Raw genomic sequence first — 16,772 nt, 5'->3', positions numbered from 1 at the left:
TCCGGCCGGTTGAGGTCGGGTACGTCCCGTGGCCGCGAAAACGGTCGTACTCTCCGTATCGGTCGCACTCGCGGATCCGATCGACCTGCGCGTACCGGTCGTACCGTTCCAGTTGGCTGCGGCGGCGGCCGACCGGGACCATTCGCCGACGGAGATCACATGCTTGTCAGACTTCTGCGGAGTCACCTCGCCCCCTACCGGCGGCCGGTGTCCCTGCTGGTGGCGCTGCAGTTCACGGCCACGCTGGCCATGCTCTACCTGCCGACGCTGAACGCGGACATCATCGACAACGGGGTCGTCCCGGGCGATACCGGCTACATCTTCCGCCTCGGTGGGCTGATGCTCGGGGTGACGCTGGTGCAGGCCGCCTGCTCGGCCGCCGCGGTCCTGTTCGGCGCTCGCACCTCCATGGGCATCGGCCGAGACCTCCGCGCCTCCGTGTTCGCCCGGGTCCAGTCCTTCTCGGCCCGCGAGGTCGGGCGGTTCGGGGCACCGTCGCTCATCACCCGGGCGACGAACGACGTCCAGCAGGTCCAGATGGTCGTGCTGATGGCGTTCACCATGATGATCTCGGCCCCGATCATGTGCCTGGGCGGGATCGCGCTGGCCGTGCACCAGGACGCCAAGCTCTCGCTGCTCCTCGTCGTGATCGTGCCGGTGCTGACGACGACGGTCGTCCTGATCGTCCGGCGGATGGCGCCGCTCGGCCGCCGCATGCAGGACCGCCTCGACGAGGTGAACCGGATCCTGCGCGAGCAGATCACCGGCCTGCGGGTGATCCGCGCCTTCGTGCGGGACGGGCACGAGAAGCGGCGTTTCGCCACCGCCAACACCGAGCTCACCGACGTCTCGCTGCGCATCGGGCGCCTCATGGCGCTGATGTTCCCGCTGGTCATGGCGGTGGTGAACGTCTCCAGCATCGCGGTCATCTGGTTCGGCGCGCACCGCATCGCCAGCGGCGGCATGGAGGTCGGCGCACTGACCGCGTTCCTCAGCTATCTGATGCAGATCCTGATGGCGGTGATGATGGCGACCTTCATGTTCGCGATGCTCCCGCGGGCCGAGGTGTGCGCGGAGCGCATCCAGGAGGTCCTGGACACACAGTCCACGCTCGTCCCGCCCGTGCAGCCCGTGCGGGAGCTGGCCGGGCGCGGCGAGCTGGAACTGCGTGACGTCGGCTTCCGCTACCCGGGCGCCGAGGAGCCGGTGCTGCGCGGAGTCGACATCACGGCCCGCCAGGGGCAGACCGTGGCGATCATCGGCAGCACCGGCAGCGGTAAGTCCACCCTGCTCGGCCTCGTCCCCAGGCTGTCGGACGTCTCCGAGGGCGCCGTCCTGATCGACGGGGTGGACGTCCGCGAGCTCGACCCGGCGCTGCTGGCCCGGGTGGTCGGGCTCGTCCCGCAGAAGCCCTATCTGTTCACCGGCACGATCGCGTCGAACCTGCGCTACGGCAACCCGGAGGCCACCGACGACGACCTGTGGTGGGCGCTCGACATCGCGCAGGCCCGGGAGTTCGTCACCGCGATGCCGGACGGCCTGGCGACCCGGGTCGCCCAGGGCGGCACCAATGTCTCCGGCGGTCAGCGCCAGCGCCTCGCGATCGCCCGGGCGCTGGTCCGGCGCCCGGAGATCTACCTGTTCGACGACTCGTTCTCGGCGCTGGACTATGCCACCGACGCCCGGCTGCGGGCCGCGCTGGCCCGGGAGACCGCCGACGCCACGAAACTGATCGTCGCCCAGCGGGTGGCGACCATCCGGGACGCCGACCAGATCATCGTCCTGGAGGACGGCGAGATTGTCGGTACCGGGACCCATCATGAGCTCCTGGCCGAGAACCCGACCTACCAGGAGATCGTCTTCTCGCAGCTGACCGAGGAGGAAGCGGCGGCATGACGCGCCCACCGGCGGGTGGACCCCGCCCGATGGCCGGCCCCGCCCGTTTCATGGGCGGCGGCGGAGAGAAGGCCGGCGACTTCGCCGCCTCGACCAGGCGGCTGTTCGGGCTGCTGAGCCGCCAGCGGGGCCTGCTGGTGCCCGCGGTCATCCTTGCCGTGATCAGCGTCGGCCTCACCGTCACCGGGCCACGGCTGCTTGGGCACGCCACCGACCTGGTGTTCGCCGGCCTGCTCAGCTCGCGGCTGCCCGCGGGCACGACGAAGGCCGAGGCGATCGCGCGGCTGCGGGCCGAGGGGCACGGTACCCAGGCCGACCTGCTCGCGTCCGTCGACGTGACCCCCGGGAAGGGAATGGACTTCACGGCGATCGGGATGGTGCTGCTGGCCGTGCTGATCGTCTACCTGGTCGCCACGGCCTGCGCCGTCGCGCAGGCCCGCCTGGTGAACAAGGCCCTGCAACGCATGCTGAGCGACCTGCGGGCCGAGGTGCAGGCGAAGATCACTCGGCTGCCGCTGCGGTACTTCGACCGCAGCCAGCGCGGCGAGGTGCTCAGCCGGGTCACCAACGACATCGACAACCTGGGCCAGACCCTGCAGCAGAGCTTCTCCCAGATCCTCGCCTCGGTGCTGACCATCATCGGCGTGCTGGCGATGATGATCTGGATCTCCCCGCTGCTCGCGCTGATCGCGGTCGTCACCGTCCCGGTGTCGATCTTCGTTACCGCTCGGGTCGGCAAGCTCGCCCAACCGCAGTTCGTGCAGCAGTGGAAGACGACCGGGCAGCTCAACGGTCACATCGAGGAGATGTACACCGGCCACATGCTGGTGCGGGCGTTCGGCCGGCAGGACGAGGCCGCCGAGATCTTCCGCGAGCACAACGAGCGGCTTTACGAGGCGAGCTGGCGGGCCCAGTCCATCTCCGGCCTCATGCAGCCGGCGATGATGTTCATCGGCAACCTGAACTACGTGCTGGTGGCGGTCGTAGGTGGCCTTCGGGTGGCCTCCGGGTCACTGTCCATCGGTGACGTCCAGGCGTTCATCCAGTACTCGCGGCAGTTCAGCCAGCCGCTGACGCAGCTGGCCAGCATGGCGAACATGGCGCAGTCCGGGGTCGCCTCGGCGGAGCGCGTCTTCGACCTGCTCGACGCCGCCGAGCAGGAGCCCGACCCGCTGGTGCCCGCCATACCGGAGCAGGCCCGCGGCCGGGTCGCGTTCGAGCACGTCTCCTTCCGCTACGAGCCGGACAAGCCGCTGATCGACGACCTGTCGCTCGTCGCCGAACCGGGCCACACCGTCGCCATCGTCGGCCCGACCGGCGCCGGCAAGACCACCCTCATCAACCTGCTGATGCGGTTCTACGAGGTCACCGGCGGGCGGATCACGCTGGACGGCGCGGACATCGCGGGGATGTCCCGGGCTGACCTGCGCTCCTCCATCGGCATGGTCCTGCAGGACACCTGGCTGTTCGGCGGGACGATCGCGGAGAACATCGCCTACGGCGCCGAGGGCGCCACCCACGAGCAGGTCGTCGAGGCGGCGCGCGCCGCGCACGTCGACCGGTTCGTGCGCACGCTGCCCGACGGCTACGACACCGTGCTCGACGACGAGGGCGTCGGCGTCAGCGGCGGCGAGAAGCAGCTCATCACGATCGCCCGCGCCTTCCTCGCCGAGCCGCTGATCCTCGTTCTCGACGAGGCGACCAGCTCCGTCGACACCCGGACGGAGGTCCTCATCCAGCGGGCCATGTCCCGGCTGCGCCACGGGCGCACCGCCTTCGTCATCGCCCACCGGCTGTCCACCATTCGTGACGCCGACACAATCCTCGTCATGGAGAACGGCGCGATCGTCGAACAGGGCGACCACGCCAGCCTGCTGGCGGCGGACGGGGCGTACGCCCGGCTCTACCAGGCCCAGTTCGCGCAGGCCGTCGCGGAGGCCGGGTGAGACCAGCCGCCGCGGGCACGGAACACGGGCAGGGTGGAGGCGGCCAGTAGGCTTGTGATGCGGGCCGTCGGCGCTCCCGCGGAGGCGTCGGGCCGTGACGACGTCCGGGTTCCCCCGGGCAGCGAACCTCTCGGAACCTCTCGCAAAAGGGTGTTGTGCATGGCGACGGACGAGTTCACAGCCGGTCCCCGTTCCGGGTATCGCACCGACTCGGTGACCGCCGCCGCCGGCGCCGCCGAGGACGGCGAGGTCGTTCGCCTCGCCGGCCGTGTCGTGCTGTGGCGGCGGATGGGCGGCCTGATCTTCGGGCACATTCAGGACCGTGCCGGGCGTGTCCAGGTCTCGCTCTCGCGTGACGAACTGGGCGTCGACACCTTCCAGGAATGGGCCCGTGCCGTCAAGATCGGCGATTTCGTCGGCGTCACCGGGAAGCTTTACACCACCCGCCGCGGCGAGCGGACGGTCGGCGCGTCCGAACTCGTCGTGCTGAACCGGACGGTGCGCGCTCTGCCGGACAAGTGGCTGGGCCTGTCGAACGTCGAAGCCCGGCTACGGCGTCGCTACCTCGACCTGCTGGTGAACAACGACTCCCGGGAACGGTTCCGCATCCGGGCCCGGACCATCTCCCGCATCCGTCGTTTCCTCGACGACAACGATTTTCTCGAGGTCGAGACGCCGATGCTGCAGGAGGCCGCCTCCGGAGCCGCCGCCCGGCCGTTCATCACACATCACAACGCCCTGGGCGAGGACTTCTACCTGCGTATCTCACCGGAGACGTTCCTCAAGCGGGTCGTCGTCGGTTCGCTGGACCGCGTGTACGAGCTCGGCCGGAACTTCCGCAACGAGGGCATGGACCCCTCGCACCTGCAGGAGTTCACGATGCTCGAGTGGTACGCGGCCTACTGGGACTACCGCGACAACATGCGGTTCGTCCGGGAGATGATCCTCGCTGTTCTCGACGACGTCTTCGGGTCCCGGACGGTCACCTACGGCGGGGTGAAGCTCGACTTCGGCGCCGAATGGCCGGAGCTGGACTACCGCGCCGAGGTCGCCCGGCACAGCGGCATCGACCTTACGGTCGTTCGTGATCTGCCGACGCTGCGCGCGCGGATCGCCGAGCTCGGCCTCGAGGTCGACGACGCGGCCTCCTACGCGGGGCTCGTCGACCTGCTCTACAAGAAGACCGTCCGCCCACATCTGATCCAGCCGTGTTTCCTGCTGCACCACCCGGCGGAGCTGGTCCCGCTGGCCAGGCGGAGCGACTCCGATCCGTCCCAGCTGGACATGTTCCAGGTGGTGGTCAACGGCTGGGAGCTGGTGAAGGCCTACTCGGAGCTGGTTGACCCGGTCGAGCAGCGCCGCAGGCTGGAGGAACAGGCCGAGCTGCGCGCGGCCGGCGACGACGAGACGATGATGCTCGAAGAGGACTTCATCGAGGCGATGGAGTACGGCATGCCGCCGATGTCGGGGCTCGGCATCGGCATCGACCGGCTCATCGCCCTTCTCACCGACGCCCCGACGCTGCGAGAGGTGGTCCTCTTCCCACTGATGCGCGACTCGCGCCGAGGCCGGACCGATCCGACCGCGACCGGCGCGGACGACTCCGCCGACGGGGATGACTCCGCTGACGGGAAGGACTCCGCCGCCTCGGCTGAAACCGTTGGCTCGGCTGACATCGCGGGTGCGTCCGTCGAGGCGGCGGATCCGGTCTAGGCGCAGCCTCGCCGGTGGGTCCCGGCCCCCGCGGTCCTCAAAAGGATCTCACCACCGCGTTCGTTTGCCGATTTGGCAAAGATTTTTGTCAGCTCCGTGGACGTTCGCGCAGGGTCGCCAGCAGGCGGTTGTCGTACCTGACCGGCACCGCCCTCATCGAGGGATCCGAGGAGCAGGCGGATGGACGCGACGTACGACGTGGTGATCGTGGGCGGGGGCCCGGCTGGTCTGAGCGCGGGGCTCACCCTCGCGCGGGCGCGCCGGGCGGTGCTCGTGGTCGACGCGGGTGATCCGCGAAACGCCCCCGCGACACAGGTCCACACCTACCTGGGCCGGGAAGGCACGCCACCGGGGGAGCTGCTGGCCATCGGCCGCGGGGAGGTCATCAGCTACGGCGGCGAGGTCGTGACCTCGCCTGTGGTCTCCGCTGAACGGGTGGACGAGGGCGGCGAGCCCGGCTTCCGGGTGGTGCTGTCCGACCGGCGGGCCGTTCGGGCCCGGCGCCTGATCCTGGCCACCGGCCTGGTCGATGAGCTGCCGCCGGTGCCCGGGGTGGCGCAGCGGTGGGGGCGCGACGTCGTGCACTGCCCGTACTGCCATGGCTGGGAGATCCGCGACCAGACGATCGGGATCCTGGCGACCGGTCCGCTGGCCGTGCACCAGGCCCTGCTGTGGCGCCAGTGGAGCCGGGACATCCTGCTGTTCACCCACACCGCACCCGCTCTCGGCGCCGAGGACGCCGAACGGCTGTCGGCCAGAGGCGTGACCGTCGTGGACGGCGAGGTCGGGGCGCTGGAGGTGGTCGACGACCGGCTGGCGGGTGCCCGGCTGCTGTCCGGACGTCTCGTGCAGTGCCAGGCGGTAGCCGTGCAGGCGCGGATGAACGCGCGGGCGGACCTGGCTGCTGGTCTGGGGCTGGGGACCGTCGACCTGCGAATGGGTGATCATGTGGTGGGCAGCCACATCGAGGCCGACCCGACCGGCAGGACAGCGGTGCCCGGTGTGTGGGTGGCGGGCAACGTCACGGACCTGCGGGCGCCAGTTCTGGTGGCCGCGGCGGCGGGCCTCAACACCGCGGCCGCCGTGAACGCCGATCTGATCGAGCAGGACACGGCCAGCGCGGTGGTCGCCCGCCGACAGGGGCTCCGCCACGGCGGCAGCCAGGCGAACGGTTCCGGCCACGAGCACCGCCATGATCATGGCGACCACGACCACGACCACGACCATGGCCATGGCCATGGCCACGGCCACGGGCACGGGCACAGCGATCACGACTGGGAGAGCGAGTTCAGCGAGGAGGCCTGGGATGAGCGGTACCGGGCCCGGCCGAAGATCTGGAGCGGCCGGCCGAATCCGGTGCTGGTCACCGAGGTCGCCGAGCTGCCCGCGGGCACCGCGCTCGATGCCGGGTCCGGGGAGGGCGGGGACGTGTTCTGGCTGGCCGCCCGTGGCTGGAAGGTGACCGGCGCCGACCTGTCGACCCTGGCGCTGAGCCGCGCGGCCGCGACGGCCGAGGAGCTCGGGCATGACATCACCTGGCTGCACATCGACCTGTCGGAGCACGAAGCGCCGGGGACGTTCGACCTGGTCACCGCGCACTACCTGCATCTGCCACCGGCCCGTCGCCCGGCGCTGTTCGCCCACCTCGCGGCGGCCGTCGCGCCCGGTGGAACGCTGCTGGTCGTCGGCCACGACCTGAACGACCTCGGTATCCCGACACCTCGCCCCGGGGTGGCGGACACGGGCTGGACCGCCGCCGATGTCGCCGCCTCGCTGGGCGCGGGCTGGGCCGTCGAGGTCGCGGAGCGCCGGCCACGGCGCCTCACCGCCCCGGACGGGCGGGAGATCGATGCCCACGACGTCGTCCTGCGGGCCCGCCGCGCTGCTTCGCCCGCCCGCCCGCTGCCGGTGGCGGGCCCCTGACCTGCGCGGCTTTCGCGCGCGGACTGGTCGTCGTTCGGCGCCCGGCGTTCGGCCCGGCACCGTACGTGGCGCAGCCGTATAGTCCCCACCGTTCTGGGAGCGGCAAGACGGAGGTCGTCAGGTGGACAAGGACATCGTCGTCGTCATCGGCGTCGGCGGAATGGGGCGGGCGATCGCTCGCCGGATCGGCAACGGTCGCAAGATCCTGCTGGCCGATGTCAGCGAGGGCGCGCTCAGCGTGGCCGACGTGCTGCTGGGCGAGGGGCAGGACGTCGTCACCCAGGTCGTCGACGTCTCCAGCCGTGACTCGGTGGCCGCGCTCGCCGACACCGCCGCCGGGCTCGGGCGGGTGACCCAGATCGCGCACACCGCCGGACTCTCCCCGACGCAGGCGTCGACCGAGGCGATCCTGCGGGTCGACCTGCTCGGCGTCGCGCTGGTGCTCGACGAGTTCGCCCGGGTCGTCGCCCCCGGTGGTGCCGGAGTCGTCATCGCGAGCATGGCCGGCCACATGGGCGGTCTCACACCGGAGGAGGAGCGGATCGTCGCCGTGACACCCACGGACGAGCTGCTCGCCCTGCCGTTCTTCGAACCCGACGTCCTCGGCTCGCCGGGTGCCGCCTACTCCAAGTCGAAGCGGGCCAACATCGTGCGGGTGCAGGCGGCTGCCGGGCCCTGGGGGGACCGCGGCGCACGGGTCAACTCCATCAGCCCGGGGGTCATCTCAACCCCCATGGGCCAGGAGGAGCTGGCCGGGGAGTCGGGGGAGCAGATGCGGATGATGGTGTCGATGTCCGCGGCGAAGCGTCTCGGCACCCCGGACGACATCGCCGCCGCCGCGGCCTTCCTGCTCGGCCGGGACGCCAGTTTCGTCAGCGGCACCGACCTGCTGGTCGACGGCGGCACCGTCGCCGCCATCCGGCCGCTGCTGCCGGTGAGCTGAGCTGCCGGTGAGCTGAGCTGCCGATGGGCTGAGCTGCCGGCGGGCTGATCAGGACGGCTTGACCTGAACCTCGGTTGAGGAAGGAGGCTGGCCCGACTGACGTGCCGGCCGGGTCCTCCCCGCTGGCCTCGCGGGAGGAGACAGCAGTGGCCGTGCTGCCAGCCAGGCCGCCGAGCGCGGACGACGGGTCCGCTCCATCTGCGGACACATCGGGAGGCGGAGCGGGCGGTGCCTCGTCGGCGGGAACGCCCGGGATCCGGCCCCGGATGGTCTTCGCCGCGCTGATCCTCGGCGGTCTGCTCGTCGTCCTGGACATCACGATCATCAACGTGGCCATTCGGACGCTGGCTCGGGACCTGGCGGTCTCGCTGCCGGTGATCCAGTGGGTCTCGACCGGCTACACGCTGGCTCTCGCGATGACAGTGCCGACAAGCGCCTGGCTGGTGGGCCGGTTCGGGGTCCGTCGCGTGTACGTCGGCGCGCTCGGCGGCTTCGTGCTGGGATCGGTGCTGTGCGGGCTGGCGTGGGACATCGGATCGCTCATCGCCTTCCGGGTACTTCAGGGCGTCGGCGGCGGCCTGGTGCAACCGGTCGGGATGATGATTGTTTTGCGGGCGACGCCCCCCGAGCGGCGGGGGCGTGCGATGGGCCTGCTGGGGCTCCCGGTTCTCGTCGGGCCGGTGCTGGGGCCGACCCTCGGCGGTTGGCTGGTCGAAATCTCCTGGCGATGGATCTTCCTGGTGAACCTGCCCGTGGGCCTGGCCGCGCTGCTGCTTGCCGCGCGGGCGCTGCGCCCCTTCAACGGCTCGGCGAGTGGTGCCGCCGCGGCAGCCGGTGGTGCTGTCGGTGATCGTGCGACCGGCCCACGACTTGATGTCGCCGGTCTCGCCCTGGTCGCGCCCGGCCTGGCCCTGTTCGTCTTCGGGCTGGCCGAAAGTGGTCGTCTGGGAACGGTCGCGTCCAGCTCTGTGGTCGTGCCTGCCCTGGTCGGCATCGCAATGGTGGCCGGATTTGTGGTCCGTGCCCTGAAGACACCGGCTCCGCTGGTCCGGATCACGTTGCTGGGGAGGCGGGCGGTCGCCTCCGGCGCGGTCACACTGGTGCTGTTCTCGTCGGCCTACTTCGGATCGATGCTTGTCCTGCCGTTGTACTGGCAGGTCGCACGGGGGCTCAGCCCGGCGGAGACGGGCATGCTCGGGATACCGCAGGCTCTGGCCACCGGCCTTTCGCTGCAGGTGGCAAGCCGGCTGGTCGATCGGCTGCAACCGGCGCGGGTCGTCGGATTCGGTATCACCCTGGCGGCGTCCGGGCTGCTCGCCGCGGTGCTTCTGCTCGACGCCAACACTCCGTACTGGCAGCTCATGCTCGCGATGTCGGTCACGGGTGTCGGGGCCGGTTCGACGATCATGCCGACCATCACCACCGCGCTGCGTAACCTCGATGATCGGGACTCCCCGTCTGGGAGCACGCTGTTGAACATCACCAGCCAGGTCGGCGTGTCGATCGGCACCGCCGCGACCTCGGTCGTGCTGGCTTCTGGCCTCGCCTCGCGAGGGCTCGCCGCGGTGCTCGCCGGAGGAGACGCCGGCGGTGGATCTGACACCGCTGTACCAGGCGCAGGCCCGGCGCAGGTGGCCGTCGACGTCGCCGCGGGCTTCGCGGCCGCCTGCCGCACCACCCTCGGCGTGCCGTTGGTTCTCATGGCAGGCGCACTGGTCGCGGCTCTGACGGTGCTCCCTCGCCGCGCCAGCCAGACCTCAACAGCCGTCGTCGAAGGGTAGCCGGCCCAGCTCCCAACCGGTGTCCTCCCGGGCGGCGCCCACCGCGGCCTGGCCGCCGCCCGCGAGCTCGCCGGTTGCCGGCGGCGGCAGCCGCACGGTCGAGTGGTCGGTCATGACCTCCTTCCCGGTGGCCGATTCGAGGATCACGGAGAGCTCGGTCGTTTCGGCGCTGGTGAGCTCGTGCAGTAGGGGAAGGCAGACCAGCAGCTCCGACATCGGCACCTTGCTCGGGCCTCGGGGCGCGACGATCCGCGAGGTGAAGTCACATACGAGATTTCTGTCCCGTGTGACCGGAATCCGCGCTCTGGTGACACGTGCGTCCGGGCCGAGCGACGCGGCGAGCGCGGCGAGGCGCTCGTCACGGGTGATGTCGATGCTCTCGTCCGACCGGTAGACGATGCTTCGACGGTCGGCAGTGATCTCCAGCTCGGCCACCACGGTACCGGCGGCCCGCTCGAGCAGGACCGCCAGACTGATTCCGCGGGTGCGCGCCCCGGATGTTTTCCGGCGCAGCTCCTCGACGGAGGTGTCGAAATATGCGGAGAAACCCGCGGAACGCAGTGAGAGGAGTTTTCTCTCGATCGCCCATTCCAGGGCGGCCGGCTCCTCGGTCGGGCTGTCCGTTGTTTGCTGGAGACGGAACGCGCGGGCCCAGAGGACGTCGATGTTGTGCGTGATGAAATGCTGAAGATTTCGGGTCGAGCGGCCGATCTTCAGCCGGGTGAGCTGCTCCAGTGTCGCGTGCCGGCCCAGCCGCCGCCAGAACTCCGGGTCGACGATCTCGTCGCCGGTGAGAAGGAACTCCAGTGCGCTGTCCGCGATCTCGCCGGACAGGTCGCGGACACCCGGAAACCGTTCGATACTTCCGCCGGACCCGACCCACACCGCCTGGAGGAACTGGTTCAGCAGGCGGGACTGCCGCCGACGAAGCCTGGCGGTGACGATGTCCGTCGCGTGCCTGGTGCCCTCGACCGCCAATGAGCGTGCCGCGTCGATACCCTGACTGAACCCGTCGGCGATGAGGGATGCGTTCTCGGCGTCGAGGAATCCGCGCCCGTCCTGGGTGAGAGCCGTGGAGATGATCCGGACGTCGGGCGTGCGGTCCCGCCGCTCGATCATCGTGGCGAGGCCGTCGGCGTCGGTGAGAAGCGTGTTGACGGCGCCGGTCTCCGCCGCGAGGCGGGCCTGGGCCGCGCGGGCGTTGCGGTGATGCCCGATGCTGAAGACGATCGGCTCACGGTCCTCGACAAGGGCGACATCGCGGGCGAAGTAGTCGGCATCGCCGCTGAACTTCAGGTACATGAATCGCTGGCCGGCGGCCTCGTCGTCCGGCCATTCCAGTACGAAGTCGGGCATGTACGAGTGATTGAAATATCCTGTGTCGCGGATTCGCGCCGACGTGTCGGTCGCCTCGATCTCCCGCGCGACGACGGATTTTATGCCCTGGACGCTTTCCCGGGTACTTGATATGCCGAGTGCTGCTTCCAGTGCGGCGGCGTAGGTCGGGGTGGTCATCCGGCTCCCCTCTCGATGCCTACAGCCCGAAGTATACTTAGGTTCTCGGTGGAGATCACCAGCTTCTCCTGTCTTTCGGAGAGCACGATGATCCACAGGCGTTCCGCCAGGAGCTCGCAGGTCTCGTCCGAGATCTGGTCCACCGGGTGGTTCGACGGGCTTCCGAAGACCCGTCCGCGGTGCAGCTTCACCGCGGATCGGATCTCTCCGGGTGAGCGGAGGTCTGACCATCGGGTCACCAGGAAGGGGGCCCAGGTGATCCACATGAAGTGGTCTATTCGCGTGGGCTGCAGCGTCAGCGCGCGGTAGCATTTCGCGAGGAACTCCACATAGAGAGTTCCCTGGTCATGATGGCCGTCGTAGAACTTGGACTCGGCCACGAACTCGTGGCCCTGGAACTCGCCGCCCAGCAGAACTCCGCCGAGGTCGTAGGAGAAGCTTCCACCATCAGCCCACCGGTAGCTCAGCTTCGCCACTGCCACTGGCTCGGGAGTCACATAGTAGACGTTCGCACGGGTCGTGGCCTCGAGCCAGAGCTTTGCCCGGCGGGCTCCATCCGCTCCACGCTGGTGCAGCTGCTCCCCCGCCACGGTTGTCGAGGGTATCCGACCCAGGTGGGCGTAAAGGCCGTCAACCGGGGCTTCTGGTGGCCGTCGGCGACCGGGATTCCTGGCCGCTGCCCGCCCCGGCCGTGTTGACCAATGTGTTTTCGCAGGTGGTGGACTTGTCCGTGGCGAAAGTGATTGTCTTCGGTCGCGTTGGCGGCTCGGCTGGCGGTTTCACGATCAGGCTCGCCACCAGCGCTGTCGGTTCGTAGCATCCTCTCCATGACGTCGGAGGAAGGGACCACACGGGTTGACATCTGGATCTGGTCGGTCCGGCTCGTCAAGACCCGCACGATGGCGGGGGACGCCTGCCGGGGTGGTCACGTCCGGCTCAACGGTGAGCGGGTGAAACCGGCCCGGCCCGTGCGTGTCGGGGACGAGGTCCGGCTCCGGCAGGACGGCCACGAACGTGTCGTGGTGGTGACCAAGGTGCTCACGAAGCGGGTCGGCGCCGCTGTCGCGGCGGAGTGCTACCTCGACAACAGCCCGCCACCGCCGGAGCGCCAGCCGCTGATGGCGGTGCGTGATCGGGGAACGGGGCGCCCGACCAAGCGGGACCGCCGAGCGGTGGAACGGCTCCGCAACCGCTGAAGGTCACGGAAAGGATCACTCGACCTACGTGGTGGTCGTGATCCGTGCGGCGAGCGCTCGGGCGAGGTCGTTCATCGCCGCCTCGGGCACCCAGGCCGCCGAAGGCTCGCGCAGGTATCGGAAGATCGACGGGCCGCGCTCCTCGACGGGAACTTCGTGCGCCCGGGGAATGACATGCACGTGCAGGTGGTCGAATCCCGGGGCCTCGGAAAACGCCGCGACGTAGGTTTTCGCGCACCCTGTCACGTCGGTCAGCGCCAGGCTCAGCGTGCGGCACAGAACGCCGAGTTCGGCGGCTGCGGCCGCGTCCAGGCCGGCGATCGTGGTGATGTGTCGACGGGCGACGAGCACCAGCCAGCCCGGAAGCGCGCAGCGGATGGCGTGCGCCGCGCGCCATCCCGCACCGACCAGGATTCGCTCGCGGATCGGCAAGGTGGCCAGCGAAGCCTCCTGCCTGCATGAATAGCAGCTGTCCGAACCAGTTGCTTGGTCGTCGAGCACGATGGTCATCCTAGGAGAGCCGGACCCCTCGCCGGCCCGTATTCAACAATGAGCCTCGGCACTCGGCACTCGGCGGCGGCGGCCTGAAGCTGCGGCTCGAAGAGTTGAGGATTTGCTTGTTCTGGAGCCCGGAGCAGGATCCCGAACCTCGGAAGCCCTTGCTGCCGGGCAAGAGCCGACGATCGTGGTCGTCAGGACGACGCGAATTCCATGATCTTCGAAATGGCGATCTCGGGCAGCTGTTGCGACCTGGCAAGAGTTGAGGATTTTGGTCGTCAGGACGGCAAAGATCGCATGATCTTCGAGTGGAGGCGATCTCGGCCGCATCCTCCAATTCTTGATCTTGGTCGACGTGATTTCGCGACGGGTGCCCAACAGTCGAAATCCTCAGGTCCTGCTTGGCGGCGGCAGCAGCAGCTTGAAGTCGCGGCTCGAAGATCCGGGGATTTTCGTCGTTCCAACGACCGGGATCCTCATGTCCTGCCACCCGGGTGTCACGGGAAGCCGTGAACACCTGGTTTGGCGGTGGTGTCCCGGTCGGCGCGGCTTGCCTGTGGGCGCCGCGGGCCACCAGCGAGATCGGCCAGTGGCGTGGCGTCGCGACATGGCGGCGTGGCGTGGCGACGCGGCGACGCGGCCGGCCGATCCGCATTGGCCTATGTGGCCAGCTCAGGGCACTGAAGTGACACTTTTCCGACCCCGCTGCAGGAACCCGTCAATGGTTTTCTATCATTCCAGGTACTGCATACGGATCATTTGTTGCAATCGGCTGGGTGCGAGCAATCCGCCCAGCGACCTTGGATGGGGTCGGGCAGGTACATGATCGGAAAAGGTTCGCGCCGCACCGTGGCCTGCGCGTGACAAACGCCGCCAACTCCCACCGCGGTCGATGACCATCGAGCCGATGACCGTCGACACCACGGTCGACGAGTCGACCGTGCACGAGTCGACGGTGCACGAGGCGCCCCTCGTCGAGGCGCCCCTCGACGAGGCGCCCCTCGACGAGGCGGCACTCGACAAGGCTGCCGTGGTGGGGGCGTCCCGCAGCCTCGGCGTACGTGGGCGGGTGGTGTCGCGACCCGCACGCACGAGGCGGATCCGCCTGCGGCTCTCGCGTCCAGCGATCGCCGTCACCGTGCTCGCACTGCTGTCGTTCGTCGGCAGCGTGCTCCTGCAGAAGATCCTCTTCCCGGACGGTTCCGGTGACGCGGACGAAGCCGCCTACGTCCTGCAGGCCCGGATGTTGCTCCAGGGGCGGCTGACCCTGGACGCCACCGTGGTCGAGCCGTTCTTCCGGCCGTGGCTCACCGGTGAGCACGACGGCAGGGTGTTCACGAAGTATCTGCCTGGCTGGCCGGCGATGCTCGCCGCGTCGCAGGCGCTGTTCGGGACGATGGTGGTCGCGCCCGCGGCGGTGGCGGCCGGTTGGGTCGTCGGGACGTTCCGGCTGGCCAGAGAGCTGTTCGCCGATGTGCGCACGGCGCTCATGGCGGCGGCGGGCGTGGCCCTGTCGCCGATTGTGCTGCTGCACACCGCACTTCCGCTTGCGTATGCCGCGGGTGCGGCGACGCTCGTGCTCGCGGCTGCCGAGCTTCTGCGCGGGGCCCGGACCGGCTCGCGGCCAGCACTGTTCCTGGGCGGTGCCAGCGCGGGCTTCGCGCTGCTCATCCGGCCGTTCGATGCGGTCCTGGTGCTTCTCCCGGTGTTCGGGCTGGCGCTGCTGCGGGTACGGCAGCTGCCCGGCCCGGAATGGTCAAAGCCGGTGGTACGGCGGGGGGCGCTGTCGGGGGCCCGGGCGTGGGTGCGGGTCCGGGCGCGGACCATGACGCATCGTGCGGGCTGGGCCGGGATCGGTGCGCTGCCGTTCGTGCTGGTGGCGGCGGCCTACTGCTGGTACGTCACGGGGTCACCGCTGCGCATGCCCCTGTCGGCCTCTGATCCGCTGGACCGCTTCGGCTTCGGGCCGCGGCGGATCCTGCCGTCCGAGTCGAGTTTCCTGTTCACCCGCCGGCTGGCGCTGGATGCGCTACGCGAGACCCTCGCTGCCGCCCCCAGCTGGTTGTTCGGTGGCACCGTCCTGGTCGGGTTGGCGGCCGCTGGCCTGTTCGCGCCACGGCGCAGGCCCGAACGGATCATGCTTGTGGTCACGGCCGGCATGGTGCTCGGTGGCTATTCCTTCTGGTGGGGCTCCGCGTTCGCGATGCCGGGTCTGCGTAACGGGCTAGGGCCGCATTACCACCTCGCCGCGTTCACCCCGGTCGTCATCCTCGCGGCCGAGGGCGCGCGGTGGCTCGGGGGCCTGTCGCGGCGCCTCACCGAGTGGCTGGGTCTGGCCGGGCGTGCGGTGGGCGAGCGTGCGGTGGCCGGGCGCGCGGTGGGCCGGCGCGCGATGGCCGGGCATGTGATGGCCGGGCGGGCGGGGGACTGGTGGGCGGCGGGGCTGCGCCTGGCCCGGCCGGGGGTGGCCGTGGTCGCCGGGGTGGGACTCCTCGCGATCACCTGGTCGAGTCTGCCGGGGCGCATCGACGTCCAGCGTGGTGTCAACGAGAGCAATCATTTTGTGGACGAGTTGATCCCCGACGAGCTCGACACACCCGCAGTGATCCTGGTGACGCCGCAGACCCCGAGTCGGTACACCCAGATCCCGTACCACACGCTGCGGAACTCCCCGGATCTTGATGGTCCGGTCGTCTACGCGGCGGACATCGGTCCCGGCTCGGCCGCGCTGCCCGACCGGATGCCCGGCCGGACGATCTACCGGCTGCGGCCGGAGGAGATTGTCGACCCGACCGTTCCCGGCAGCTTCCGTGGCTCCTTCGAAGCGTTGCGGCAGGTCACCGGCACTCGCATCGAGATCCAGGTGAACGTGCGGGCACCCGTTGGCGCGGGGCAGGGGCAGGGGCAGGGGCTGGGTCAGGGCCAGGGGCTGGGGCTGGGGTCGCGACTGTACGTTCGGCTCGGTGGTGTGCTGCGGGAACTCGATGGCGCCACCAGCCACACCTTTGTTCTCACCACGAGCGATCTGGCGACCGGTCCGGACGAGATCGGAACCTCGCCGGCGTCGCTGCCCGAGGAACTCGTCGTGGGTTACGCGGACGGCTCCGGCGCCGGAGCCGCCGTCTGGGAGGAACGGATCCCGTTGGTCCAGCGCTCGGACGGCGAGCTCGCGCTGCTCGCCCCCGGGCTCGGCTGGCGGCGGCTACCCACGGCCTCCGGTACCGAGTGGATAGCGGCGGCGACCCGGCCGGTGCTGCAGGTCTCGCTGACCCGGCTCGATCCGGGCCTTTCGGGCCGGACCGCCACCGGTGGCGGCCGGTAGACGTCCGACATCCAGGTCGTATCAGGTACACAGCGAGAG

Annotated in this window: 12 protein-coding genes; 9 read left to right on the top strand and 3 right to left on the bottom strand. The window is 69.9% G+C overall.

The annotated features are described in order from the left end of the window. Window positions 1-159 precede the first annotated feature (159 nt). The 6 genes from AWX74_RS33585 to AWX74_RS33560 all read left to right on the top strand — a co-directional run bounded on the left by AWX74_RS33585 (window position 160) and on the right by AWX74_RS33560 (window position 10,202). Entirely contained in the window at window positions 160-1,896 is a 1,737-nt protein-coding gene (locus tag AWX74_RS33585) for an ABC transporter ATP-binding protein (RefSeq protein ID WP_091284889.1), read from the top strand. After that, on the top strand, window positions 1,893-3,842 hold the full coding sequence (locus tag AWX74_RS33580) for an ABC transporter ATP-binding protein (protein ID WP_091284888.1): 1,950 nt from the start codon (window positions 1,893-1,895) through the stop codon (window positions 3,840-3,842). Before AWX74_RS33585 ends, AWX74_RS33580 begins: the two co-directional genes overlap by 4 nt. Window positions 3,843-4,001: 159 nt before the next feature. Then, window positions 4,002-5,555 (top strand): lysine--tRNA ligase, encoded by a 1,554-nt coding sequence (gene lysS, locus AWX74_RS33575; protein WP_091284886.1) that lies wholly within the window; start codon window positions 4,002-4,004, stop codon window positions 5,553-5,555. Window positions 5,556-5,735: 180 nt separating this feature from the next. Beyond that, a complete protein-coding gene (locus AWX74_RS33570; RefSeq protein WP_091284884.1) occupies window positions 5,736-7,478 on the top strand; it encodes a bifunctional NAD(P)/FAD-dependent oxidoreductase/class I SAM-dependent methyltransferase in 1,743 nt (580 codons plus the stop codon). A 121-nt stretch (window positions 7,479-7,599) separates the two neighbouring features. Beyond that, the gene (locus AWX74_RS33565) at window positions 7,600-8,421 is read left to right on the top strand and encodes an SDR family oxidoreductase (protein WP_091284882.1); all 822 of its coding nucleotides are present in this window, start codon (window positions 7,600-7,602) and stop codon (window positions 8,419-8,421) included. 266 nt (window positions 8,422-8,687) lie between these two features. Continuing rightward, entirely contained in the window at window positions 8,688-10,202 is a 1,515-nt protein-coding gene (locus AWX74_RS33560) for a DHA2 family efflux MFS transporter permease subunit (RefSeq protein WP_091284880.1), read from the top strand. Here AWX74_RS33560 and AWX74_RS33555 read toward each other — a convergent pair. Together AWX74_RS33555 and AWX74_RS33550 are read right to left on the bottom strand one after the other, a co-directional pair. Continuing rightward, the gene (locus tag AWX74_RS33555) at window positions 10,179-11,717 is read right to left on the bottom strand and encodes a hypothetical protein (protein WP_193209758.1); all 1,539 of its coding nucleotides are present in this window, start codon (window positions 11,715-11,717) and stop codon (window positions 10,179-10,181) included. The two genes, AWX74_RS33560 and AWX74_RS33555, sit on opposite strands and share 24 nt — an antisense overlap. Further along, on the bottom strand, window positions 11,714-12,214 hold the full coding sequence (locus tag AWX74_RS33550; RefSeq protein WP_165615901.1) for a hypothetical protein: 501 nt from the start codon (window positions 12,212-12,214) through the stop codon (window positions 11,714-11,716). Before AWX74_RS33550 ends, AWX74_RS33555 begins: the two co-directional genes overlap by 4 nt. A 149-nt stretch (window positions 12,215-12,363) precedes the next feature. Between AWX74_RS33550 and AWX74_RS40380 the strand changes: the two genes are divergently transcribed. Together AWX74_RS40380 and AWX74_RS33545 are read left to right on the top strand one after the other, a co-directional pair. Next, on the top strand, window positions 12,364-12,534 hold the full coding sequence (locus AWX74_RS40380) for a hypothetical protein (RefSeq protein WP_165615900.1): 171 nt from the start codon (window positions 12,364-12,366) through the stop codon (window positions 12,532-12,534). Between the two features lie 10 nt (window positions 12,535-12,544). Then, window positions 12,545-12,913, top strand: a complete 369-nt coding sequence (locus AWX74_RS33545; protein ID WP_054568197.1) for an RNA-binding S4 domain-containing protein — start codon at window positions 12,545-12,547, stop codon at window positions 12,911-12,913. A 24-nt stretch (window positions 12,914-12,937) separates the two neighbouring features. On the opposite strand, the gene AWX74_RS33540 is transcribed toward AWX74_RS33545, so the two are convergent. Then, window positions 12,938-13,423, bottom strand: coding sequence for an HIT family protein (locus tag AWX74_RS33540; RefSeq protein ID WP_165615899.1), 486 nt, complete (start codon window positions 13,421-13,423; stop codon window positions 12,938-12,940). Between the two features lie 880 nt (window positions 13,424-14,303). Between AWX74_RS33540 and AWX74_RS33535 the strand changes: the two genes are divergently transcribed. Continuing rightward, window positions 14,304-16,733, top strand: a complete 2,430-nt coding sequence (locus AWX74_RS33535) for a DUF7846 domain-containing protein (protein WP_091284876.1) — start codon at window positions 14,304-14,306, stop codon at window positions 16,731-16,733. Window positions 16,734-16,772: the final 39 nt, after the last annotated feature.

The sequence above is a fragment of the Parafrankia irregularis genome, from assembly GCF_001536285.1.
In the GTDB taxonomy this organism is placed as follows: Bacteria; Actinomycetota; Actinomycetes; order Frankiales; family Frankiaceae; genus Parafrankia; species Parafrankia irregularis.
The sequence above is the reverse complement of the archived record's forward strand: the minus strand, read 5'-3'. Positions and strand labels throughout refer to the sequence as shown.

Excerpts from the sequence above, each read along its gene's own strand:
- AWX74_RS33545 (WP_054568197.1), top strand. The coding sequence starts at position 12,545 with ATGACGTCGGAGGAAGGGACCACACGGGTTGACATCTGGATCTGGTCG.
- AWX74_RS33555 (WP_193209758.1), bottom strand. The coding sequence starts at position 11,717 with ATGACCACCCCGACCTACGCCGCCGCACTGGAAGCAGCACTCGGCATA.
- lysS (WP_091284886.1), top strand. The coding sequence starts at position 4,002 with ATGGCGACGGACGAGTTCACAGCCGGTCCCCGTTCCGGGTATCGCACC.
- AWX74_RS33580 (WP_091284888.1), top strand. The coding sequence starts at position 1,893 with ATGACGCGCCCACCGGCGGGTGGACCCCGCCCGATGGCCGGCCCCGCC.
- AWX74_RS33585 (WP_091284889.1), top strand. The coding sequence starts at position 160 with ATGCTTGTCAGACTTCTGCGGAGTCACCTCGCCCCCTACCGGCGGCCG.
- AWX74_RS33570 (WP_091284884.1), top strand. The coding sequence starts at position 5,736 with ATGGACGCGACGTACGACGTGGTGATCGTGGGCGGGGGCCCGGCTGGT.
- AWX74_RS33540 (WP_165615899.1), bottom strand. The coding sequence starts at position 13,423 with ATGACCATCGTGCTCGACGACCAAGCAACTGGTTCGGACAGCTGCTAT.
- AWX74_RS33560 (WP_091284880.1), top strand. The coding sequence starts at position 8,688 with ATGGTCTTCGCCGCGCTGATCCTCGGCGGTCTGCTCGTCGTCCTGGAC.
- AWX74_RS33535 (WP_091284876.1), top strand. The coding sequence starts at position 14,304 with ATGACCATCGAGCCGATGACCGTCGACACCACGGTCGACGAGTCGACC.